Origin of the sequence: Marinobacter sp. UBA2688 (assembly GCF_002352785.1) — a bacterium.
Classification (GTDB): Bacteria; Pseudomonadota; Gammaproteobacteria; order Pseudomonadales; family Oleiphilaceae; genus Marinobacter; species Marinobacter salarius.
This window is the reverse complement of sequence record NZ_DELU01000010.1, coordinates 498,718-519,986: the sequence shown is the minus strand read 5'-3', so window position 1 is coordinate 519,986 and position 21,269 is coordinate 498,718. Positions and strand designations below refer to the sequence as shown.

19 protein-coding genes are annotated in these 21,269 nt (G+C 57.0%); 8 read left to right on the top strand and 11 right to left on the bottom strand.

Annotated elements, in window-relative coordinates; translation table 11 throughout:
* Nucleotides 1-51: 51 nt before the first annotated feature.
* The 9 genes from B3M52_RS07140 to B3M52_RS07100 form a co-directional block, all read right to left on the bottom strand.
* Nucleotides 52-795: a response regulator gene (locus tag B3M52_RS07140; RefSeq protein ID WP_075195301.1), complete on the bottom strand. Its 744-nt coding sequence runs from the start codon at nucleotides 793-795 to the stop codon at nucleotides 52-54.
* Between the two features lie 33 nt (nucleotides 796-828).
* Complete coding sequence (locus B3M52_RS07135) at nucleotides 829-1,545, bottom strand: sensor histidine kinase (protein WP_051946885.1); 717 nt, start codon at nucleotides 1,543-1,545, stop codon at nucleotides 829-831.
* On the bottom strand, nucleotides 1,542-3,182 hold the full coding sequence (locus B3M52_RS07130; RefSeq protein ID WP_041334957.1) for a tetratricopeptide repeat-containing response regulator: 1,641 nt from the start codon (nucleotides 3,180-3,182) through the stop codon (nucleotides 1,542-1,544). Before B3M52_RS07130 ends, B3M52_RS07135 begins: the two co-directional genes overlap by 4 nt.
* Entirely contained in the window at nucleotides 3,179-6,697 is a 3,519-nt protein-coding gene (locus tag B3M52_RS07125; RefSeq protein WP_075195300.1) for a hybrid sensor histidine kinase/response regulator, read from the bottom strand. The genes B3M52_RS07130 and B3M52_RS07125 overlap by 4 nt, the downstream gene beginning before the upstream one ends.
* A gap of 52 nt (nucleotides 6,698-6,749) precedes the next feature.
* Complete coding sequence (locus B3M52_RS07120; protein ID WP_075195299.1) at nucleotides 6,750-7,256, bottom strand: hypothetical protein; 507 nt, start codon at nucleotides 7,254-7,256, stop codon at nucleotides 6,750-6,752.
* 98 nt (nucleotides 7,257-7,354) lie between these two features.
* Nucleotides 7,355-9,121, bottom strand: a complete 1,767-nt coding sequence (locus B3M52_RS07115; protein ID WP_075195298.1) for a sodium:solute symporter family protein — start codon at nucleotides 9,119-9,121, stop codon at nucleotides 7,355-7,357.
* 6 nt (nucleotides 9,122-9,127) lie between these two features.
* Nucleotides 9,128-9,391 (bottom strand): DUF4212 domain-containing protein, encoded by a 264-nt coding sequence (locus B3M52_RS07110; protein ID WP_007154785.1) that lies wholly within the window; start codon nucleotides 9,389-9,391, stop codon nucleotides 9,128-9,130.
* Between the two features lie 208 nt (nucleotides 9,392-9,599).
* Entirely contained in the window at nucleotides 9,600-10,310 is a 711-nt protein-coding gene (locus B3M52_RS07105; protein WP_075195297.1) for a 3'-5' exonuclease, read from the bottom strand.
* 17 nt (nucleotides 10,311-10,327) lie between these two features.
* Nucleotides 10,328-12,244, bottom strand: a complete 1,917-nt coding sequence (locus B3M52_RS07100) for a putative nucleotidyltransferase substrate binding domain-containing protein (protein ID WP_075195296.1) — start codon at nucleotides 12,242-12,244, stop codon at nucleotides 10,328-10,330.
* Nucleotides 12,245-12,429: 185 nt separating this feature from the next.
* On the opposite strand from B3M52_RS07100, the gene smrA reads away from it, so the two are divergent.
* The 8 genes from smrA to B3M52_RS07060 all read left to right on the top strand — a co-directional run bounded on the left by smrA (nucleotide 12,430) and on the right by B3M52_RS07060 (nucleotide 19,047).
* Entirely contained in the window at nucleotides 12,430-13,008 is a 579-nt protein-coding gene (smrA, locus tag B3M52_RS07095) for a DNA endonuclease SmrA (protein WP_075195305.1), read from the top strand.
* Nucleotides 13,009-13,048: 40 nt separating this feature from the next.
* The gene (locus B3M52_RS07090) at nucleotides 13,049-13,240 is read left to right on the top strand and encodes a hypothetical protein (protein ID WP_040474675.1); all 192 of its coding nucleotides are present in this window, start codon (nucleotides 13,049-13,051) and stop codon (nucleotides 13,238-13,240) included.
* Between the two features lie 71 nt (nucleotides 13,241-13,311).
* On the top strand, nucleotides 13,312-13,797 hold the full coding sequence (locus B3M52_RS07085; RefSeq protein WP_075195295.1) for a (2Fe-2S)-binding protein: 486 nt from the start codon (nucleotides 13,312-13,314) through the stop codon (nucleotides 13,795-13,797).
* 1 nt (nucleotide 13,798) lies between these two features.
* Nucleotides 13,799-16,003: a xanthine dehydrogenase family protein molybdopterin-binding subunit gene (locus B3M52_RS07080; protein ID WP_075195294.1), complete on the top strand. Its 2,205-nt coding sequence runs from the start codon at nucleotides 13,799-13,801 to the stop codon at nucleotides 16,001-16,003.
* A 115-nt stretch (nucleotides 16,004-16,118) separates the two neighbouring features.
* On the top strand, nucleotides 16,119-16,745 hold the full coding sequence (locus B3M52_RS07075; RefSeq protein ID WP_075195293.1) for a methylthioribulose 1-phosphate dehydratase: 627 nt from the start codon (nucleotides 16,119-16,121) through the stop codon (nucleotides 16,743-16,745).
* The gene (locus B3M52_RS07070) at nucleotides 16,742-17,302 is read left to right on the top strand and encodes a 1,2-dihydroxy-3-keto-5-methylthiopentene dioxygenase (protein ID WP_036206594.1); all 561 of its coding nucleotides are present in this window, start codon (nucleotides 16,742-16,744) and stop codon (nucleotides 17,300-17,302) included. Before B3M52_RS07075 ends, B3M52_RS07070 begins: the two co-directional genes overlap by 4 nt.
* Nucleotides 17,299-17,991 (top strand): acireductone synthase, encoded by a 693-nt coding sequence (gene mtnC / locus B3M52_RS07065; RefSeq protein ID WP_075195292.1) that lies wholly within the window; start codon nucleotides 17,299-17,301, stop codon nucleotides 17,989-17,991. Before B3M52_RS07070 ends, mtnC begins: the two co-directional genes overlap by 4 nt.
* 6 nt (nucleotides 17,992-17,997) lie before the next feature.
* Nucleotides 17,998-19,047, top strand: coding sequence for a DUF3080 family protein (locus tag B3M52_RS07060; RefSeq protein ID WP_075195291.1), 1,050 nt, complete (start codon nucleotides 17,998-18,000; stop codon nucleotides 19,045-19,047).
* A 36-nt stretch (nucleotides 19,048-19,083) separates the two neighbouring features.
* Here B3M52_RS07060 and B3M52_RS07055 read toward each other — a convergent pair whose 3' ends face one another.
* Nucleotides 19,084-20,886, bottom strand: coding sequence for a GspE/PulE family protein (locus B3M52_RS07055; protein ID WP_075195290.1), 1,803 nt, complete (start codon nucleotides 20,884-20,886; stop codon nucleotides 19,084-19,086).
* A 13-nt stretch (nucleotides 20,887-20,899) separates the two neighbouring features.
* Nucleotides 20,900-21,268, bottom strand: a complete 369-nt coding sequence (locus B3M52_RS07050) for a DUF2069 domain-containing protein (protein ID WP_075195289.1) — start codon at nucleotides 21,266-21,268, stop codon at nucleotides 20,900-20,902.
* Between the last annotated feature and the right edge of the window lies 1 nt (nucleotide 21,269).

Sequence of the window (21,269 nt, the reverse complement as noted above, 5' to 3'; positions counted from 1 at the left end):
TCGTCAGGCTCTTAATACCAAAAACCCCCGCGGCTTCGCCGACGGGGTTTTTTATTGCCTGCTCGCTTCCTCAAGTTCAACCAGGCTACCTACGATTTCCTGCATAACGGCCAGTTGTCCGTTCAGGCTTTCAAGCAAGATCGACAGGTCTCTCAATTCCAGACCGAAGAAGAGAACGATACCTGCGAGGCCGGCGACACTGCCAATCGCCAGCCACTTCAGTCGGTTGCGCTGCCCGTCAAGACCTTCCTGATGCATGGCTTCCAATAGGGCAACACTTTTGCGCAGCTGCCTGAGTTCGTCGTGCGTTTCCTCATAGGCGATCTCCAGGGTGGCGAGCCGTCCTGTCAGTCGTCTTGTGTAGCTTTGTTCAATGAGTTCGCCAGTGGTATTGTCGATTGGCGACAGACTAGGCAAGGTGGAGGCATCTGTCAGGATAGCCTCGATAGTGGTAAGGAGTTGTTCCCGATCAACCTGTTTGCCAACCACACCAGCGGCACCACGGGCCTTGGCATCCTGACGATAACGCTCCGCGCTTTGCGATGTGTACATGAAAACCGGGATGTGCCGTAGCTCAGAGTCCGCCTTGATCACATCCAGGGCTTCCAAGCCATTCATTCCGGGCAAGAGGTGGTCCAGGAAAACCAGGTCGAAAGCCTCTTCACGTAACTGTGTGAGGCCTTCCTCAGCGCTGGCGACGCCTTTTGTCGTCAGGTCGGCGCGTTCCAGCAGGCGGGCCAGGATGATGCGTGCCGTCGACGAATCATCGACAATTAAAGCGTGACCTCGAGCCATTGGTTCCCTTCCTGAAGTGTTGGCTGTGTTCCATCATGGCAGCCAGATCTCGAATACGCCACCGCCCAGGCGGCCATCATTGTGCAGCTTGATATATCCATGGCGGTCACCATTGCTATGAAGCTGGGCAACCGATGATGCGAAGAACAACCCAAGGCTGGTACTTCCACTGTTGAAGTTCAGGGATTTGAAGCTGGGCGTTCCATTGTGCTGCATGTTTTCCGGGTATCCGTCGCCGTCATCTTCCACGCCAATAACCAGAAAATCATCATGTATTGCCGCTGTCAGCTTGATCATACTCTTGGTGTATCGGATGGCGTTGTTGATGGTGTTATTGAGTACGCCGGTCAGCAGGTCCTCATCGAAGAAGCCGTTGATATCATCGGATTCGATCGCCAGCTTGATCCCCATGCCCTCAAGAAGCGGCGTATGGCGTGCCATTTGCTGGGCCAGGAAGTCCGGAACGAAGTGCTCCTCAACATGTGCGGACAGGTTGTTTTCGCCGAGCCTGTAGATGCCCAGCAACTGCACCAGATCGTTGTGCATGCGTTCGGCTTCATACTGCAGGGTGTTGAAGCGGGGAGAATCGCCGATGGTGTCTGTCTGCTCCTGGCGAAGCTCATCCAGGGAGTTCAGCAACATGCCCAGCGAATTCTTCATGTCATGGACGGCTGAGGCCAGCACCATTGAAAAGTCGATGCTCTGTGTACCTCGGGGGTGAGTCAACTCATCATGATCATTGGTGGTCATGACATCATTCCCTCCAGTTTCTTGCGCAAAGAGATCAGGCGTCGGTGCTGGCGATGTTGTTCTGGCAGATCAGCGAGTTTTTCCAGGCATTTTTCACAGCGCTTCAAAAGCTCTCGATCACCTGCTGTACCCTGATATTGCTTCATCAATACCTGTACCAGGTTCAAATTGAGAGAGGCGTGGGAGGGCACGATATCCAGTGCCCGGTTGAATGTGGTCACGGCCTCTTCCAGATTGCCTGCCTCGAACGCCTTGATGCCTTCACGATTCAGAGACCGGGCTTGAAGTTTTTGTCGGAAGCCCACCGGTTCATCGAGTAAGCTCTCGATTTTCTGCAATAGCGGAGGGTTATCGCTGCAACGAAGGGCAAGGGCATTGAGCAGGCCCTTGGCATCGGCCTCCCGGCCCAGACGGAACAGCGTCTTGGCGTAGTCAAGGCAGGCTTCGGGAGGCATTAGATCAGGGTCGAGTTCGTCCGCAACGCTGTCTAGAGCATTTTGGGCTTCATTCATTCGGTCCTGGCCGGCATGAACCCGGGACTGGACAATTCGGCTACGCAGCTTAATGTTTTCCTGTCCGGCAAACCGCTTTTCCATACGTCGGAGTATGGTCAGAGCTTCGTCCGCATGGGCTGTGCCCTCATTTGACGAGTCCCCTTCACTGAGGTCTGACAGTGACTGGCCCAATGCAAGATAGTGTTCGGAGTTGTCGTGTATCGAGTAGGTGCCAAGGCTGACGGTCTGCCGCCAGGCTTTGGACGCTGTCGGCATGTCTTGATTGGACGAGGCAAGTACGGCCAGGTGCTTGTGTCGCAACAGCGCGTTAGGGGAGTGCTCTGCCGCCTTCTCAAGAATCTGTTGGGCTTGGGTGGGCCGGCCCTGTTTTTCGAGAGCCTCGGCAAGAAGATCATACGCTTCCATGTAATCCGGATGCTGAGACACCAGTGCTTTCAAGGTTGCCGCCGCTTCATCGTAATTCTGGTTGGCAATCAGAATTTTGCCACGACCAAGCCGTGCCCAGGACAGATCGCGCTGGCTCAGTACATCGTCATGGATTTTCAGGGCATGGCTGAAGTCTCCAACCTGATAATAGAGGTCGGCCAGCGTTTTCATTAGCCAGGTCTTGTAGCGAGGTTGCGAGGGTAGCGTCTGCAGGCAGAGAGAAATGGCCTCGGGGAAGTTTTCCCGATCGATCTCCCGGTTAATCGGAAGCAGGGCATTGCGTTGCGCGATAAGGCCGCCCAGTCGCTTTTCAAGCATGGCACGGTTGATGGGCTTGGTGAGGTAGCCGTCAGGTTGGTATTCCCGGGCGCCCATCACCATCTCCTTGGAGGTTTCGGCGGTCACCATCAGAAACAGCGAAGAGCGTTTCAGGAGTTTCTTGTGCCGGAGCTCCTCGAGTATATGCTGGCCGTTCTTGCCCTCACCCAGGTTGTAGTCGCAAAGCACCACGTCTACGTGGTTATAGGCACAATACTGGACGGCAGCGGATGCGTTGGCGACCGACTCGATCTTGTCGGCGCCGCAATTCCGCAAGATTTGCCGCATGGACAATCGAAAGTTCTCAAAGTCGTCGACGACCAGGTAACTGAGTTTCCCGAAGTTGGCGCCGATGGCATTGCTAGTGGGTTCGGTCATGACCGTTTCTGTTTCAGCAACTTGTTAACCAGTGCTCGCAATGCGGCTGGTTTCACCGGTTTATAAAGGATCTGGTAGCCCCTGTTGATCGCATCCTCCCTCACGTCCGGAGCCATATAGCCGGTAATGAGTATGCCAGGTATATCATTGCTGATCTCGTCCCTCAATGAGTCCATGGCGTCGAGCCCATTCCGGTTACCGTCCAATTGGTAGTCGGCCAATATGATGTCCGGTTTCGTGCCGTTCAGTTTGTCCCGAGCATCCTCCAGACTTTCGGCTGTTGTCACGTCACAGTGCCAGTTATCCAGCAAGGCACTCATGCCATGGAGGATAGCAGGGTCATTGTCGATACAGACCACGTGAAGGCCTCCCAGGCTCGATACACGCCGCGACGCGGGTGCAGATTTGGTGGTGCTCTGGTCACTTTGCTCGGCCGGCGCAACTGGCACGGTGATGCTGAATACGCTGCCGAGTCCCTGAACGGACTGTACGTTCACCGGGTGATTCAGCATGCCACAGATGCGGTCGACAATCGCGAGCCCCAGACCAAGGCCTTTTTTGTCCCGGCCCTGCTGAAAACGACGGAATTCCTCGAAGATGTGAGTAAGCTGGTCTTCCGGAATACCCGGCCCGGTATCCCATACCTCAATGCGGATATACCCTTTCAGACGCCGACAGCCCAGCAGGATTTTCCCACTTGGGGTGTAACGAATGGCGTTGGAAAGAAAATTCTGGATAACGCGCCGCAGTAGTTTTGAGTCTGATCGCACCCAGGCGCTGCTGGGGACAACATGAAGATCCAGTCCCTGGTCTTTTGCGATGGCAGAGAAATCGGTTGCCAGGTGCCGCATGATCTCGTTAACCGGAAACACACCGATATCCGGTTCCAGTGCACCGGCGTCCAGCTTTGAGATGTCCAATAGGGTGCTGATGATTTCTTCGGCGGCGCCCAGCGAGCTGTCAATGTGGTCCACCAGTTCGGTCATTTCAGGATCCCTGGCTTTACCCGCCAGAGCCGAGGTGAACAGGCGCGCGGCATTCAGGGGCTGGAGAAGGTCATGACTTGCTGACGCCAGGAAGCGGGTTTTGCTCTGGTTGGCCTGTTCAGCCACGGATTTCGCCTTGAGCATCTGCTCATTGATCACCTGGAGTTCCTGGGTGCGTTCTTTGACGCGCTGCTCCAGGTAGATATTGGTTTCCTTCAGCGCTTGCTCGGTCCTTCGCATAGCGGTGATGTCCTGGAAGGTGGTTACGTAACCACCTCCGGGAATCGGGCTACCATCAATCCTCAGTACGGTGCCGTCCGGTCGTTGTCGCTCGTAGGACATCGGCCGACCCTCGCGCATGCTGGCGCAGCGATCAGCAATGACCTCGTCGATTCGTCTCGCTGGCAGGTTGGCACTGGTCAGGTTGTACCGCATCAGGTCTTCCACCGGACGGCCGACCCGGACGAAGCCCTTCGGGTAGCTGAATTGCTCCAGGTAGCGGTGGTTCCATACCACCAGCTGTTGTTGGTGGTTCACGACGGAAACACCCAGGCTGATGTTTTCAATTGCCGATTGCAGTAATTCCCGGCTGAAGGTCATGGCCTGCGAGGCTTCATCGACGATGCTCACGACGTCCTCGATCTGCATGTCCCGCCCGGTGAGCGTGGACTCCAGTACCACGCGTGCCGTGGACGCCCCGATAACCGATGCCAGTTGCCGCTCAATGAACTTCATCAGGTGTGACGAAGCTGGCCTATGAGGGTGCAGGCGAATGGCGTTGCGCCGCTCGTAGTTGCGGAAGATGGCTTCGGCTCGCTCTTCCCCCATGAAACGGTCGGAGATTGCCTGCAGATCAGAGGTCAAGATTTCACCCTGCCAGCTCTGTTGCTGCGGCGTCTCAGCTCTCGGTTGGGGATCGTGGAAGAACGAGGCGATCTGGATCTTTTCCCGCACCCGTTGGCGGGTCAGCATCGAGAGAACGATGTAGGTAACGGTGTTGATGCCCAGGCTCCAGATAATGCCGTGGCTGGTCTGATCAAGTTCAGAACCGAAAAGAGCCGTGGGCCTTGTCCAGTTAATGCCCCAAACCCCATGATCAATAAGGGTATCGCTTAACCAGCCAGTGGATGCCAAGGCGGGTAACAACAGGGTATAGCACCACATCAGGAAACCAAGACCAAGGCCCCAGACAGCGCCGGTATGGTTGCCCTTGCGCCAGAGGATACCTCCGACAAGTGCAGGCCCGAACTGGGCCGCTGCGGCGAATGAGAGCAGCCCGAAGGCCGTCAGGCTGTAATCCGCTCCTGCCATGCGATAGAACCCGTAGGCAGTGAGCAGCACCACGAAGATAGCAACCCGTCGAATGCTGAGTAGCAGGTAGCTGAGATCGGAACGTTTGTTCATGCCGGGGCGGAAGAACTTCAGCAGCGCCGGCATGATGATTTCGTTGCTGACCATGGTTGCGATGGCGACCGAACAGACGATGACCATTGCTGCCGCCGCTGATCCACCGCCCAGGAATGCCAGGATAGCGAGCCATTGTTCTCCGGCCAGAATTGGCAGGTTCAGAATCAGAATGTCCGGATCGGACGCGCTGGCTTCCGGGGACAACAAGCCTGCTGCCGCAATAGGTAGAACAAAGGCGCTGGCAATAATCAGGTAAATCGGCATCGCCCAGCGGGCGGTTTCAAAATCCCGGTGGTCGGTGTTTTCCACCACCATGACATGGAACTGTCGGGGTAGGCAGATGATTGCCAGCATGGCCACCAGCGTTTGGGTAATAAAAGCCGGAGCCTCTACGCTGTCGGTGGTCAGTGTGCCGACGAGCCCGGCGCTGCGGACGTTGCTCCAGAGATCACCGAAGCCGCCGTAAAGACCATAGATAACGAACAAACCAACGGCCACGAAGGCCACGAGCTTTATCAATGACTCAAAGGCCACTGCCTGTATCATGCCCCGGTGGTGCTCGGTTGACTCGAGGTGTCGGGTACCGAACAGGACGGTAAATACTGCGAGTACCAGCGTGATATACCAGGCCGAATCGTTCCACGCAGCGGTACTGAGTTCATTGGGTTCCACGCCAGTGTCCGAGAGGACGCTAAAGCCCATGGAGATGGCTTTAAGCTGCAGGGCGATGTAAGGAACACTGCCGATCAGTGCGAAGATTGCCACCATGGCGGCGAGTGACTGGGATTTGCCATAACGGGATGCTATGAAGTCCGCAATCGAGGTGGTGTTGTTGCGCTTGCTGATGAAGATGATACGGCGCAACAGGGGAGCGCCAAAGACAAAAACGAGTAACGGGCCGAGATAGATTGGCAAAAAGCCGAGCCCCTCCTGAGTGGCTCGGCCTACGGCACCGTAAAACGTCCAGGAGGTGAAGTAGACCGCCAGTGACAGAGCATAGATATGGGTACGTGCCAGTCGGCGACGGTAGAGACCAGGATGCTTGTCGCCGGCCCAGGCAATAACAAAAAGAATCGAAATGTAGGTGATGGAAATTAAGACCAGCAACCAGGCACTAATCATAGTTCGCTCTTTTTATTCTACCCGGGGTTCTCGGGAGCGGTTGGGGTTATCTTCATTCGCCGCAAACGGTCATCAACAGTTTGTCATGCGGGTCCAGTTCTTTCATGTTATCAAGCCGTGGGGCGCCGTCTGAACCCAGTGGTACAAGTTCGCGGGTATTGCAGTTAAGAATATGAATCCGATGAGAAACAGCATCGACCATTTTCTGCTCAAAGCGATACAGGGTGAAGCGCAAAACGTCCGGGTTTGACGGGGTTTCGCTGATGCTTTTGGTATCGACTGTCGAGAAAGCATTGACGTAAGGGAAGAAAAACGTCCACGGGCGCCAGAGAATGCCGTTGCTCTCTGTGTCCACGATGACAGCCTCTTCGGGCATCAGGGATTGTTTCTGTTCAAACCAGGTGTATTCGGTGTAGATGAGGTACCCGAGCATACCAGCCCCGGCAAAGACTGGAATGATCCACTTCGGAGCGAGGTTTCGGGTAATCGCCCGAATTCCGAGCGCAATACCTGCGGCTCCCAGGCCGCAAACAACGGTAGCGACAAACGTCCAGAACATAAAACGGGTTTCCTTAAAAAAGAACGGGCTCCCTCACAGAGGAAGCCCGTTCGTCATCAACCTTCTAATTCATTCAGTGAATTAGGCTGATTCGTTGCTTAGTGGTCGTGAGCCTGACTCGCACCACGTGGGTAGCGGACGCTTTCAACCAGTTCCTGAATCTCAACGGGCGGTTCTTCAGTTGCGTTGGACACAATGAAGGCTACCGCAAAGTTAACGACAGCACCAACTGCACCGATAGACAGGGGCGAAATGCCCAGTACCCAGTTTTCTGGGGTGTCTGCCAGGTTGTTGGTACCCGGAATGAACAGCCAGCCCTTGTACACAAAGATGTACGCCAGGGTGAAGCCCAGACCGGTCAGCATACCGGCGATTGCACCGACATTGTTAACCCGCTTGGAGAAAATACCCATCATCAGTGCCGGGAACAGGGACGCTGCTGCGATGCCGAAGGCTAGTGCAACAACTTGTGCCGCGAAGCCCGGTGGGTTTGCGCCCAGATAGGTGGCAACACAGATTGCGACTGCCATCGATATTCGGGCTGCGAGCAGCTCGCCTTTCTCCGTGATGTTGGGATTTATCGAGCCTTTGATCAGGTCGTGACTGACCGCCGACGATATTGCCAGCAACAGACCGGCTGCCGTCGACAGGGCTGCCGCCAGACCACCAGCGGCGATAAGGCCGATAACCCATCCTGGCAGGTTGGCGATTTCCGGGTTGGCCAGTACCAGGATGTCCCGGTTAACGACCAGCTCGTTTCCTTCCCAGCCACGGGACTGAGCTGTGCTTTCAAACTCAGGTGAGTCGTTGTACAGCTGAATACGGCCGTCTTGGTTTTTGTCCTCGAACTGGATCAGCCCAGTGACTTCCCAGTCCTTGATCCAGTTTGGACGCTCATCATACTGGATCGGCTCTGCTTGGGTGCCTTCCGGGTAGATGGTGGTCATCAGGTTCAAGCGAGCCATGGAAGCAACAGCCGGCGCTGTGAGGTAGAGCAGGGCGATGAAAACAAGCGCCCAGCCTGCAGACCAGCGAGCATCCGCTACTTTTGGCACAGTGAAGAACCGGATAATGACGTGAGGCAGACCAGCGGTACCGATCATCAGGGACAGGGTAAACAGAACCATGTTCAGTTTGTTGTCCACATCAGCGGTGTACTCGTTGAAGCCGAGATCCGTGATGACCTGGTTCAGCTTGTCCAGGATCGGCATGCCAGAATCCACGTGAGTCGAGAACAGACCCAGCGGGGGCAGGGCGTTACCGGTCAACTGTAGGGAGATGAAGACCGCAGGGATGGTATAGGCGACGATCAGTACGCAGTATTGAGCCACCTGCGTATAGGTGATGCCCTTCATGCCGCCGAGTACGGCGTAGACAAATACCACCACAGCCGCAATGATCAGACCCATGGTTGATTCGACTTCAAGGAAGCGGGAGAAGGCTACGCCGGCACCCGCCATCTGGCCGATGACGTAGGTTACAGAAGCTACGATCAGACAGATAACTGCCACCAAGCGAGCATTTTTGCTGTAGAAGCGGTCACCAATGAACTCGGGAACCGTAAACTTACCAAACTTACGCAGGTAAGGCGCCAGAAGCATGGCCAGCAGAACGTAGCCGCCTGTCCAGCCCATCAGGAACGTCGAGTTTGCATAACCACCAGCGGCAATCAGGCCCGCCATGGAGATAAAGGATGCTGCGGACATCCAGTCAGCACCGATCGCCGCACCGTTGGTGATCGGGTGAACGCCGCCGCCGGCAACGTAGAAATCACTCGTACTACCGGCCTTCGCCCAGATGGCGATACCGATATAGAGGGCGAATGAGCCGCCCACAAATAATAGGTTAATGGCAAATTGACTCATTCGAACTTACTCCTCATGCACGTCGAATTTTTCATCGAGCTTGTTCATCCGCCAGGCGTAATGGAAGATCAACGCGATGAAAGTAAGAATCGAACCCTGTTGGGCGAACCAGAAGCCGAGGTCGGTTCCGCCAATGGGGATTCCGGCGAGCATGGGGCGAAGCAGTATCGCAAACCCATAAGACACGAGGGCCCAGACAATAAGGCTCCCGAATATAAGGCGTAGGTTCGCCTTCCAGTAGTTCACAGCATCGTAGTCATGACCTGACATAGGATCACTCCTGTATTGTTGTTGTGGAGGTTGGGTGGGTTTTCTGTGAAGTGTTGGTTGTAGAGAAATTATTATTCATATAGTTCTTCTCCGACGTGATGTCCTATTCGACTTTACCCGTCAAGCGATAGATAGATATTGGCAAAAGGTCTAATTCTCAGTTATTTGAGGGCCAAAAGGTCTGCAAACGCGACACAGTTCCGGGGCTCTAGCCTTGTCGATGGATATTCTTCAGTTGTCGGTAGTACTTCAGTTTGCCATTGAAGTCACGCAGGCTGGTGACACCGCTTTTTTGTGCCTTATTGATAACTGCGAGGGTTAACTCAGCCGTCACCATGGCGTCGGCAGCGGCATGGTGGCGGGCGCTGACTTCCAGGTCGAAAAAATCGGCCCAGTTGTCCAGTCCTTTGCCCCCGGTTTTGGAATTGGGGAAGTAGGCGGGAAGCATCTCGGCGACATCGAGCCAGGTGTGGGGCTGGGTGTAGCCCAATGTTTGCTTGAGAGCCTTTTCAAGGAATTTCTGGTCAAAGGCGGAATGGTAGGCAAGGATAGGGTCGCCATTCATCCATTCCAGCAGATGGAGCAGTGCGTCTTCAGTCTCATGTCCCTGAGTCAGGGCTTCCGGCCCAATGCCGTGGATGAGTACCGTCTCGCTGATGTCCAGCTCCGGGCGACGCAGGATCAGATCAAACTGGTCACCCAGGTCAATGGCGTTGTGCCGGATAGCCACCGCGCCAATGGCGATGACATTGTCTTTTGCCGGGTTGAGGCCGGTCGTTTCCAGATCAAGTACGATCAGCCGGCAGTCTGACAGGCGCTGGTCTCCGGCGGTTTTTGGCGTTGGCAAGTGTTCTCGGTCGTGACCACCGGTGCTGCCGGCCCTGCGCCGTTCGATCCAGTCTTTGATCTGCTCCAGCATAACTGTTGACCCGGTTTTCAGAGTTGGTAGGTGATTTCCAGTTTCTGTTGCAGGCGTTGTGCCTGGCGGAAGGATTCGCGAAGAATCCGGCGGTCCAGCGGGTTAAGGTCATCCGGGTTTATATAATTGGACAGGGGCTCGCCCCGGTCCAGCATTTCCTGGTGTGCCCTCATCCGGATAGCCTGGATCAGGCTGTAGGCCTCCTGCCATGCGTTGGCGTCTTTGGTGTCAAAGACACCTTTTATGGCGAGCTGTTGCATGCGCTCCAATGTGTTGGCCGAGCCGACGCTATTGGCGAGGGCAAATACCCGAACGGCTTCCACGAAAGGAGCAAGCCCCTGGCGCTTCAGATCAAGTGTGTTTTTCTTGCCATCCGGGGCATAACGGAAGTTGCGGAACATGGTCAGGGGAGGTTTGCGGGTAATGGCGTTGCCCGCCAGCATCTTCTGGAACAGGTCGTTCTTGCGTATGCGCGTAAGCACTTTATCCAGCAATCGTTCCAGTGGTTCCATTGGCCCGAATACCGCCCGCATGTCGAGAAAAATGGACGAATACACCAGATTCTGCGGGGTTGAGGCGTCAATGAAACGGGCAAACCAGTCATCCCACTCCCTGCCGCTAAGGCACAGTTTGGGATTGCTGGCCATGATATTACCCTTGCACAGGGTAAAGCCGCATTCCGCCAACTCCTTGTTGACGGTTTCCGCGAAGGGCAGCAGTTTTTCCCTGACCTGTTCCTCGGTCATCCCCTCCGGTGTCTGGAACAGGATGCCGTTGTCCTGATCCGTTAACAGGGTTTGTTCCTGCCGACCTTCGCTTCCGAATGTCAGCCAGGTGAAAGGGATGCCGGGGTCGTTCTTCTTGATGTTCAGTTCCAGGACCCGTCTTACAGTGACATCGTTCAAGGTGGTAATGATTTTTACCACCTGACCGGAATCGGCCCCGTGAGCGAGCATCGCGTCCACCAGCCGGGACACATCCTTACGGAGGCTGACCAAGGTGCGGAGATGACTGGCAGTGCCAATGGTCCTGGCAAGGTTGACCAGATCGACCCGCTGAAGCGAGAACAGATCACGCTCGGATACCATGCCAATCAGTCGGTGCTCGTCATCCACCACGCAAATGTGAGCAAAGTGATGCTCTGCCATCAGCATGGCGGCTTCAAAAGCATCTGCGTTGGCTGTGAGGCAGCAGGGGTTCCGGGTCATGACCTGGCCGATAGGCGTGTCCAGAGGGCCCTTCTCCTCTGCCACCATGGTGCGCAGGTCCCTGAGGGTGAATATACCCGTAGGATGCCGTTCGTCATCGGTGATCACGATGCTCCCGACACTGTTTTCGTGCATGCGCGCAACCGCTTTTCGGACCGGGAGGTCCGGCGAGCAGACGATGGGGTTGCGAATAGCGTAACGTTCCAGCGGGGTGTCCAGCGAGTTACTGGAACCAATGGAAGCCATGGCGCCGGTCTGTATGCGCTGATTCACCTGATCAAGCAGGCTGCTGACGCCGCGAAGGCAGAAATCACGAAAGGGATCACTCTGCGAGAACAGCATGACAAAGGTGTCGTGTTCAATGCTCAGACAGAAGGTGTCTCCGGAGGCGCGATGCAGTGTGCGGGTGGGGCGTTCTCCAATCAGCGCGGCCAATGGAAAACATTCGCCCTGGCTGATTTCAAAGGTGGTTTCGGTTTCTCCGTCCCTGTCTCGCTCCCGTTCGCCGCGAATACGGCCCTGTTTGACCACGTAGAACCGTTGCACCGGGCCGTCGTCCGGTGACAGCACTACATCGCCATCGGCGTAGAATCTCAGCGAGGCATGCTCGGCATAATGGGCCAGATGTGCATCGTCCATGTTTGAAAAAGGCGAATGCTCCCGCAGAAATGCCATGATGGCACGGGTATTCTGGGGGCGTGCACTGTCTTGCGATGCGGCAGTCATAATCGCGGTCCGTTGTCGTGCTTATGAGCCTGAAGTGTAGACCAACGGTCTATCTACCGGCCCTACGATGGTTGTCTGAGCGCGGGCCAGCCCCGGCCCGGCAGTGGGTAGGGCGAGGGGCCTCCTTTATGATGGGTGAGCCGGGTGGTAAAGTCCATGCAACTTCGACCGTAAATGATATCGCCATGACAACCAAAGATGAGCGCCTGAGCTTCCTGGAGGAAATGAAGGATGTCCGCCGTATCCGGAAGCCGAACAAAGCCGATGTTAAAGCCCCAAAGGATCTGACCCCAGGGCACCTTGAGCGTCAGCGGTCCGCCATAGATCAGCCGCACAGAGACTGCAATCCACTGACGGCGGATATGGTTGAGCCTCTGACAGCGCACGATGTTCTCTGTTGGCAACGGCCCGGAGTTCAGCATGGCGTATTCCGTAAGCTCCGTCTTGGGCAATACCCGATCGAAGCGCGCCTGGACCTGCACCGGATGACCGTTGAAGAAGCGCGTCGGGATGTATTCGGCTTCATTAATGATTGCGTGCGCTATGGACTTCGATCCGTCATTATTCTCCACGGCAAGGGAGAGCGTAACCCCGACGGTATCGCCCAGCTCAAGAGCCATCTGGCCAAATGGCTGCCAGAGTTGGAAGATGTGCTGGCGTTTCATTCGGCCCAGAAGCGCCATGGCGGCACCGGCGCCGTCTATGTCATGGTCCGCAAGGGCGACCGCGACAAACAGCGTAACCGTGAGATTCACGGATCCTGACTATTCACCCAACGCCGATAAGATCGGTCTGGAGGTAAGTGTGAAGCAACTGATGTTGGTACTTTTCGTGGTAGCGGCACTGGCCGGATGTAAAGACCGGGTTATGTGGAATGACAACGGCAAGGTGGAAGAGGCAACAACCGACCGCGAGGTCTGGGACTCCCAGGGTAAAATGGAAACCGGCGAACGGAAGATCTGGACGGATAAGGACGGCAACGACGTCATCAAATAAGAACGCTCAGCGTTCATAATAATAAAACTCAGCCGGGGCCAGTGCTCTGGGCAGCAGGGGAGAGAACAACCATGGCCGTGAGCCTTACCGTTAATGGCCGGGAACGGATGCTCGACATAGACAGCGATACTCCGCTGTTGTGGGTGATCCGCGATGAACTCGGACTGAAAGGTACCAAATTTGGATGCGGCATGGGGCTCTGCGGCGCCTGTACCGTGCACCTGAACGGGCATCCGGTGCGTTCCTGTTCCACCCCGGTAGAATTGGCCGACGGTGGGGATGTGACGACCATCGAAGGTCTGTCGCAAGATGGAAACCTGCATCCTTTGCAAAAGGCATGGGTCGAACATGGCGTGCCCCAATGCGGTTACTGCCAGTCCGGCCAGATCATGAGCGCCGCCCACCTTTTGCAGCACAACGACGCTCCCTCTCACGATGATATCGTCGCGGCCTTGAGCGGAAACCTTTGCCGTTGCGGTACCTATTCCCGCATCATCGCGGCGGTTGAGTCTGTGGTTGTTGACGACGCTGCCCGACCTGATCGGGGGGAAGCGTAATATGTCCATGAATCGACGCGATTTCCTGAAGGTAACCGCCGGCTCCTCCGGCGGGCTGGTCTTGTCCCTGTCGCTTCCGGGCTGCGCTGGCATCCAGAATGGTTATGATGAGCAGGATGGTAGCTGGAAACCGGATGCCTGGCTGGAGCTGACGACCGATGATCAGGTCTACTTCACCTTGGCGCGTGTTGAGATGGGGCAGGGAACTTACACTGGCCTGACCACCCTCATTGCGGAAGAGCTCGGGGTGGCGCCAGCCTCCATCAAACCGCGATTTGCCCCTGCGGCCCCGGAATACCGTAATCCCCTCTACAACCTGCAATTGACCGGCGGCAGCACCAGTCTGGCGACCAGTTGGCAGCCGTTACGGGTGGCGGGAGCCTCTGCCCGTATGATGCTGGTTGCTGCAGCAGCCAATGTCTGGGAAGTCAGCCCCGCTGAGTGCCGGGCGGTCGAAGGCAGGGTGATCCATCCGAACGGGCGCGACAGCCTGGCTTACGGTCGGCTGGTAGAACTGGCGGCGAAGCAGCCGGTGCCGGAGGCTCCGTCACTCAAACCCCGTGAGGAGTGGAAGTACATAGGCAAGCAACGGGGACGCCTGGATGCCGAAGCCAAGTCCACTGGCGCGCCAATCTACGGCATTGATGTCGAGCTGGAAGGCATGGTTTACGCGGTGGTGTCCCGCCCTGCGCGCTATGGCGCCCGGGTAAAATCATACGATGATACCGCCGCTCGCCGGTTGCCGGGCGTTCTGGATGTGTTCGAGATCGAGCGTGGCGTGGCAGTTGTGGCAGATAAATACTGGCGGGCCCGTAAGGCCCAGGACGCCCTGACGATCGAATGGGACAACGACGGCGCGTTGGATGTGTCCGCCGAACTGGTGTTCTCCTCGTACCACAAAGCCGCCGATGAAGACCCGGGGGAAAGCGAGCGCAGCGAAGGTGATTATGACGACGCACAACAAGGTGCGGAGCGCGTGGTGGAGGCCAGTTATGAGCAGCCTTACCTTGCCCATGCGACGTTGGAACCGATGAACGCTACGGCGTGGTATCGGGACGGCGCCATTGAAGTCTGGGCACCGACCCAGGCACCCGATCTTGGTCGGATCGCGGCTGCGAGGGTGACGGACCTCTCGCCCGATGAGGTGACCATCCATACCACCTTCCTCGGCGGTGGCTTTGGGCGCCGGCTGACCAATGATTACATTGAGGAAGCGGCGGCTGTCGCCTACCGGGTACGCAAACCGGTCAAGCTGATCTGGTCTCGGGAAGAAGATACCCGTCACGATGTTTATCGTCCGGCCATGCTGCACCGGATGCGGGCCAGTGTCAGCGGCGATAACGTCACTGGCTGGCACCATCAGATTGTTGGCCCGCAGATACTGGACTGGTACGTACGCAATGCGGCACCAGCCCAGTACCCCTGGGCTCCGAAATTCCTGTACGGCACTCTGGGGCGCGTTGGGCTGCTCGCCGAGGGTGTCGCGACTCCGAAGGATCATTCCGCCATCGAAGGTGCCATAGAATATCCGTATCGGGTGCCGAATATCGACATACGCCATACCCACACAGATCCGGGGGTGCCGGTGTCCTGGTGGCGGTCTGTGGGTTTCTCTCACAACGGCTTTGCTGTTGAAACCTTTATGGATGAGCTGGCTCATGAGCAAGGCCAGGACCCGTACCGGTTCCGGCGCTCATTGATTGACCACGAACCTAGACACCTGGGCGTGCTGGACAGGGTTGCCCAACTTGCCCAATGGGATAGCGCCGCACCCGAAGGGCGGGCCCGTGGCGTTGCCCTGTTCCGCAGTTTTGGCACCTACGTGGCCCAGGTGGTTGAGGCCAGCGTTGAGTTCGGGGAAATCCGGGTGCACAGGGTGTACTGTGCTGTGGATTGCGGCCAGGTGGTCAATCCGGACATTGTTCGCGACCAGATCGAGGGCGGTATTATCTTTGGCCTCACGGCAGCGCTCTACGGCAACATTACCCTGGAAGGCGGACAGGTCCAGCAAAGCAATTTCCACGATTACCCGCTCATGCGTCATGATCAGCGGCCCGAGGTGGTGGTGGATATCATCGATAGCGATGAATCGCCCACCGGTGTGGGGGAGCCCGGTGTACCTCCGGTGATACCCGCTTTGGGTAACGCGTTATTTGCCCTGAGCGGGAAGCGCCAGCGCAGCCTTCCGCTGAAAGCCACGGTATGATCCATGGCTTTCCAGGCTGACCGGTGAGCGTTCGTCGGCCTTTGCGGGCGGCACGCTCATCCTTATAATGGTAATTATCAAGCGCTGATCCGGCGTGTCTGTTCCGAGGTGATTTTTGTTTGACGTAACCCGCTACGCCACTGCCGCGCAGTCCATCATTGATGCCGGCCGGTTTCTCTACGGCCAGGGCTGGTCGCCCGCTACCAGCAGCAACTATTCGGCGCGGATCGATGATGAGCATATCGCCGTCACTGTGTCCGGCCGACACAAAGGCCAGCTGGTGGCAGGTGATGTCATGGTGGTGGACCTTGCTGGTACCCCCGTCCAGAGCAATGCCCGATCGTCGGCGGAAACACGTTTGCATACGGTGCTTTACCAGACCTTTCCGGACGTTGGTGCGGTGTTGCATACCCACTCTGTCAAGGCAACGGTGTTGAGCCGGCTGCTGCCCGCCGGAGAACCGCTGAAGTTACAGGGGTACGAGTTACAGAAAGCGTTTTCCGGGGTTGATACCCACGAGTCGCAACTGACCGTGCCGGTGTTCGACAATACTCAGGATATTCCGGCGCTGGCGGACCAAACCAGAGATTGGTTTCGTCAGCATCCTGAACAACCGGGTTACCTGATTCGTGGGCACGGCCTTTATACCTGGGGCAGGACCATGTCAGACTGCCTGCGCCACGTCGAAGCCTTTGAATTCCTTTTCGAATGTGAGCTTGAAACCATGAGGGTCCGCCGATGACAACCTTGAGTATTTTTGACCAGAGTGTGCCCGAATCCCCCCGCATCGTGACCGAAGACGCGGGCAAAATCGCTAACCTGTTGGCAGAGCACGGCGTGCGCTTTGAACAATGGGCTACCCGGGATCTGCCTGCAGACGCGTCATCTGATGACATTCTTGAGGCCTATTCCGGTGAGATCCAGGCGCTGAAGGAGGAATGTGGCTTCCAGGCAGCGGATGTCATCAGCCTGAACCCGGACAACCCCCAGAAAGAGGCCTTCCGCCAGAAATTTCTGGATGAGCATGTGCACAGCGAAGACGAGGTGCGTTTCTTTGTTCGCGGGCAGGGCCTGTTTTACCTGCATTTTGGTGACCAGGTGTACGCTGTTCTGTGCCAGAAAAATGACCTTATCAGCGTGCCGGATGGCACACGCCACTGGTTTGATATGGGGCCGGAGCCTGCGTTTACCTGCATCCGTCTGTTTACCAACCCGGAAGGCTGGGTGGCAGACTTCACTGGTGAAGACATCGCCAGCCGGCTGCCGCGCTATGAGCGCCTGGCGGGAGTGGCTGGATGATCCGCGTGATCCTGACGGATATCGAGGGAACCACCAGTTCGATCTCCTTTGTGCATGAGGTTTTGTTTCCCTATTCGGCGAAGCATATGGCCGAGTTTGTACGGGAAGGTGCGGCGGACAGTACGGAAATCCGTGAGCAGTTGGATGCCGTTGCCCACACATCAGGTGTCGCCAGGGAGGATATCGACGGGCTTGTTGAGGTGCTGGATACCTGGATTCGGGAAGATCGCAAGGAAACACCGTTGAAGGCCTTGCAGGGAATGCTCTGGGAGCAGGGTTACCAGCAGGGTGCTTTCCGGGGGCACATCTACGACGATGCCGCCGAGTATCTGCAGCGCTGGCATGATCGAGGTTTGCGGCTGTTCGTATATTCTTCCGGTTCTGTGAAGGCACAGAAGCTGATTTTCGGTTTCAGCGAAGCCGGGGATTTAACGCCATTCTTTTCCGGTTACTTTGATACCCGTATCGGCGGTAAGAAGGAATCAACTTCCTACAGCAACATCATCGACGAATTGGGTGTCGAACCCAGAACGGTGCTGTTCCTCTCCGATGTTGAGGCCGAACTGAAGGCCGCTGAGGACGCTGGCATGCGCACGGTCTGGCTTGTGCGTGAGGGAGATCTGCCGGACACGAAGCGGGCGGTGGCTACGGACTTTGCAGGGGTCGACAGGTTTCTGCAGCAGGGTTGACCCTCCATGGTGCCTGACGTTCGATGCCTGATAATGCCTTTGGTGTGCCTATACCTTGCCGGCTGCGCGCCGGATTCCGGTGTTCCAGATATGATGGATGGGTACGTTGTGAGCGTAGCCGATGCTCTGGAACTGCGCCCCGAACTCTCCGATATAGCCCCTGTTCCCCAGATCCCGCGCCGACGGGAGCGCGTTCTCGACATGCCGGATCTGGACATGGGAATGCTCGATTTCCTGTCTCTTTACGGGTGTGAGTTGCAATACGTGGTCGGCGAAAGGAATTCGATCATGGGGCGGGTAATGCAACCGTTGAATCGATTGCGTTATGAAACACGGTTTATCCGTGCCGCTGAGACCTGTATTTCGGAGACCGATGGCGAGGATATACAGGAAGAACTGGAAGAGGCCATCGCCCATAAAACCGAGTCGCTCCCCATTGCGATATGGAACGCCACCTGGGGGGTGGAAGAGATTGAGCGTCTGTTTACCCTGTCGCAGGGATATTATCCCGGGAGCGGCGATGACAAGGTTCTGGCGGAGTTGTCTTCGGGCGTAAAGCGAGTCAACCAGACGGTCAGAGGTCTGCTGGACGGCAACACAGATGAGCCGTTGGATTATGTGGGTGGTGTGCATCAACTCTGGCAGGCAGAACATCGTGCGGGTCAGCTATTAAACAGCGCTCGGCTGATCACAGCGCGGCTTGAGGATGCAACGGCTCTGTTGATCAGGAGAGTGGAAGGGGCGCCACTTTGCTCGGGGTCGGAGCCTGAAGCGCCGCCCGACGAGCTCGTGGATATCTATACCGACGGTTACGGCGCTGATATTGAGGACTATCTCGGCCGCATTGAGCAGGCGAGGGAGGCGCTGATCAAACCGCTGGATACGCTCGCCGCCCAGCAGTCAGAGACCATGCCGTCTGCGTTCCGCGATTGGTATCGGCTCTATCTGGAAACGGGCAATACCGACAGTGTCTGGGGACAACTGGCCCGCGCCATTACGGCCCATAAAGAGCGTTGGCAGCAGTTGCTCACCCAGTGCGGAGCGTTTCCCCAGTAGCGCTCAACCATGTCTGGCATGATGACCGGGAGCGCATCAACGCTGGCTTTCGGGGGTTACCCGCAGGATTTCCTCGACCGTGGTGGAGCCGGCGGCCACTTTCTGCGCGCCGCTAAGCCGCAGGGATTTCATGCCATCCTTGTACGCATCCACTCTCAGTTGGTCCAGTTCGCACTGCTCGGTAATCTGCCGGATCAGGTTGCCGGACAGTTGCATGATTTCATACACGCCGGCCCGACCATAGTAACCGGTGTTTCGGCACTCCAGGCAGCCAACCGGGTGGTAGACCTGCTTGGGCATGGTGGCTTTCCAGGGTCGGGTCAGGCTTTGCCAGGCCTGCGCGTCCACCGGCCCTGGCGCCTTGCAGTGGGGGCACAGGGTTCTGGTTAGCCGTTGTGCCATTACGCCCAGCACCGTGGCACGAATCAGGTAGGGGGGGATGCCCAGTTCCATCAAGCGGGTGATGGCGCTGGGGGCATCGTTGGTGTGCAGGGTGGACAGCACAAGGTGCCCGGTCAGAGCGGCCTGAACCGCCATTTCTGCAGTTTCCAGGTCACGGATCTCACCAATCATGATGATGTCCGGATCCTGTCGCAGCAGCGCCCGCACGCCCGAGGCAAACGTCAGTTCGATGTTGGTCTGAACCTGCATCTGGTTGAAGGCCGGCTCCACCATCTCAATCGGGTCCTCGATGGTGCAGATGTTCACCTCGGGAGTGGCCAGTTGCTTGAGGGTTGAGTACAGGGTGGTGGTCTTGCCAGAGCCGGTAGGGCCGGTGACCAGAACAATGCCGTGGGGGTGATCGGTAATAGCCTGCCAGCGTTCCCGGTCTTCCTTGGAAAACCCCAGTTGTTCGTAGGACTTCAACAGCACTTCCGGATCAAATATCCGCAACACCATTTTCTCGCCAAACGCGGTTGGCATGGTGGCTAGCCGCAATTCCACCTCGCTGTTGTCCGGCTTTCGGGTTTTTATGCGGCCGTCCTGGGGGCGGCGCTTTTCCGCCACGTTCAGCCTGCCGAGAATCTTCAGGCGGCTGGTCACGGCCACGCCGACCTGGTCCGGGAATTCGTAGACGTTGTGCAGCACCCCATCGATGCGAAAGCGCACCTGGGTGACATTGCGCCGTGGTTCTATGTGGATATCCGATGCGCGTTGGTCGAAGGCGTACTGCAGCAGCCAGTCAACAATCTTGACCACGTGCTGGTCGTTGGCATCCGGGTGTTCGCTGGCCCCAAGGTCCAGCAGTTGCTCGAAATTCTGGGTACCGGCGGGGTTGGCTGCGTTGTTGCCGCCTGCCTTGCTGACGGAGCTCGCCAGTTGATAGAACTCAACGGTGTAACGGCGGATATCCTCGGGGTTGGCGACCACGCGGCGGATGTCTTTTCTCACCGCCTGGCGCAGGTTGCCTTCCCAGTCATTCTTGAAGGGTTCGGTGCTGGCGATGAGAACTTCATTTTCACCTATTTCAACCGCGAGAATGCCGTGTCGCTGGGCAAAGGCATAGGACATCACCCGGGCAATCGCGGGTGTATCTATCTTCAGGGGGTCGATGTGGTAGTAGGGCTGTTCCGCCCACTCCGCGAGCCACTGGGTCAGTCTGTCCAGATCCAGGGTGCGGCCGGTTTTCTGGCTCTCCAACCCGGCCTTGGCGACCAGTTCCAGTGGGTGGCGCTGGCTAGCGGGCCCGCTGCCCCCTGTCTGGATACCAATGTTGGCCGAGAGAACCCGTTCGGCATCCTCCTGGGTAATCTCACCACCGGTGACCAGCGCCGTGCAGATATCCCTCAGGGTCAAGGTACTTCTATGTGGCGCGGGTGGATGAGTGCTGTCGGCCATGATGCGTTCCCTGTCAGGTTTCGGTAACGGGCTGCGGACGGTTCACCTTAAGGTGGACCATGGCCACAGTAAACAGCAGGAAGGTCAGCACCGCGATGATCAGAGGGGTGATAGCGCCTTCGCTGAGCCAGGACGATACGACGTACTGGGTAAAATAGAAAATCACCACGAAACTGAGCCAGATGTAACCACGGTTGTGGCCCCGGAACACTGGTACGGCAAACGCCAGCAGCGGGACCAGCTTTACGCTGAGCATCAGCGTGACGGATACGCCCTCGACCTGCGCGGGGTAAAAGGTGCTGACAAGCAGGGCCGCCAGGGTGGCAAGATAAAGCAGAATGGTCAGCCGGGCGGTTATTCGGGCTTTGGGGTTGTGAAGCATT

Bases quoted from the DNA above. Each gene is read 5' to 3' on its own strand.
- B3M52_RS07140 (WP_075195301.1), bottom strand. From the start codon at position 795: ATGGCTCGAGGTCACGCTTTAATTGTCGATGATTCGTCGACGGCACGC.
- B3M52_RS07135 (WP_051946885.1), bottom strand. From the start codon at position 1,545: ATGACCACCAATGATCATGATGAGTTGACTCACCCCCGAGGTACACAG.
- B3M52_RS07130 (WP_041334957.1), bottom strand. From the start codon at position 3,182: ATGACCGAACCCACTAGCAATGCCATCGGCGCCAACTTCGGGAAACTC.
- B3M52_RS07125 (WP_075195300.1), bottom strand. From the start codon at position 6,697: ATGATTAGTGCCTGGTTGCTGGTCTTAATTTCCATCACCTACATTTCG.
- B3M52_RS07120 (WP_075195299.1), bottom strand. From the start codon at position 7,256: ATGTTCTGGACGTTTGTCGCTACCGTTGTTTGCGGCCTGGGAGCCGCA.
- B3M52_RS07115 (WP_075195298.1), bottom strand. From the start codon at position 9,121: ATGAGTCAATTTGCCATTAACCTATTATTTGTGGGCGGCTCATTCGCC.
- B3M52_RS07110 (WP_007154785.1), bottom strand. From the start codon at position 9,391: ATGTCAGGTCATGACTACGATGCTGTGAACTACTGGAAGGCGAACCTA.
- B3M52_RS07105 (WP_075195297.1), bottom strand. From the start codon at position 10,310: ATGCTGGAGCAGATCAAAGACTGGATCGAACGGCGCAGGGCCGGCAGC.
- B3M52_RS07100 (WP_075195296.1), bottom strand. From the start codon at position 12,244: ATGACTGCCGCATCGCAAGACAGTGCACGCCCCCAGAATACCCGTGCC.
- smrA (WP_075195305.1), top strand. From the start codon at position 12,430: ATGACAACCAAAGATGAGCGCCTGAGCTTCCTGGAGGAAATGAAGGAT.
- B3M52_RS07085 (WP_075195295.1), top strand. From the start codon at position 13,312: ATGGCCGTGAGCCTTACCGTTAATGGCCGGGAACGGATGCTCGACATA.
- B3M52_RS07080 (WP_075195294.1), top strand. From the start codon at position 13,799: ATGTCCATGAATCGACGCGATTTCCTGAAGGTAACCGCCGGCTCCTCC.
- B3M52_RS07070 (WP_036206594.1), top strand. From the start codon at position 16,742: ATGACAACCTTGAGTATTTTTGACCAGAGTGTGCCCGAATCCCCCCGC.
- mtnC (WP_075195292.1), top strand. From the start codon at position 17,299: ATGATCCGCGTGATCCTGACGGATATCGAGGGAACCACCAGTTCGATC.
- B3M52_RS07060 (WP_075195291.1), top strand. From the start codon at position 17,998: ATGGTGCCTGACGTTCGATGCCTGATAATGCCTTTGGTGTGCCTATAC.
- B3M52_RS07055 (WP_075195290.1), bottom strand. From the start codon at position 20,886: ATGGCCGACAGCACTCATCCACCCGCGCCACATAGAAGTACCTTGACC.
- B3M52_RS07050 (WP_075195289.1), bottom strand. From the start codon at position 21,268: ATGCTTCACAACCCCAAAGCCCGAATAACCGCCCGGCTGACCATTCTG.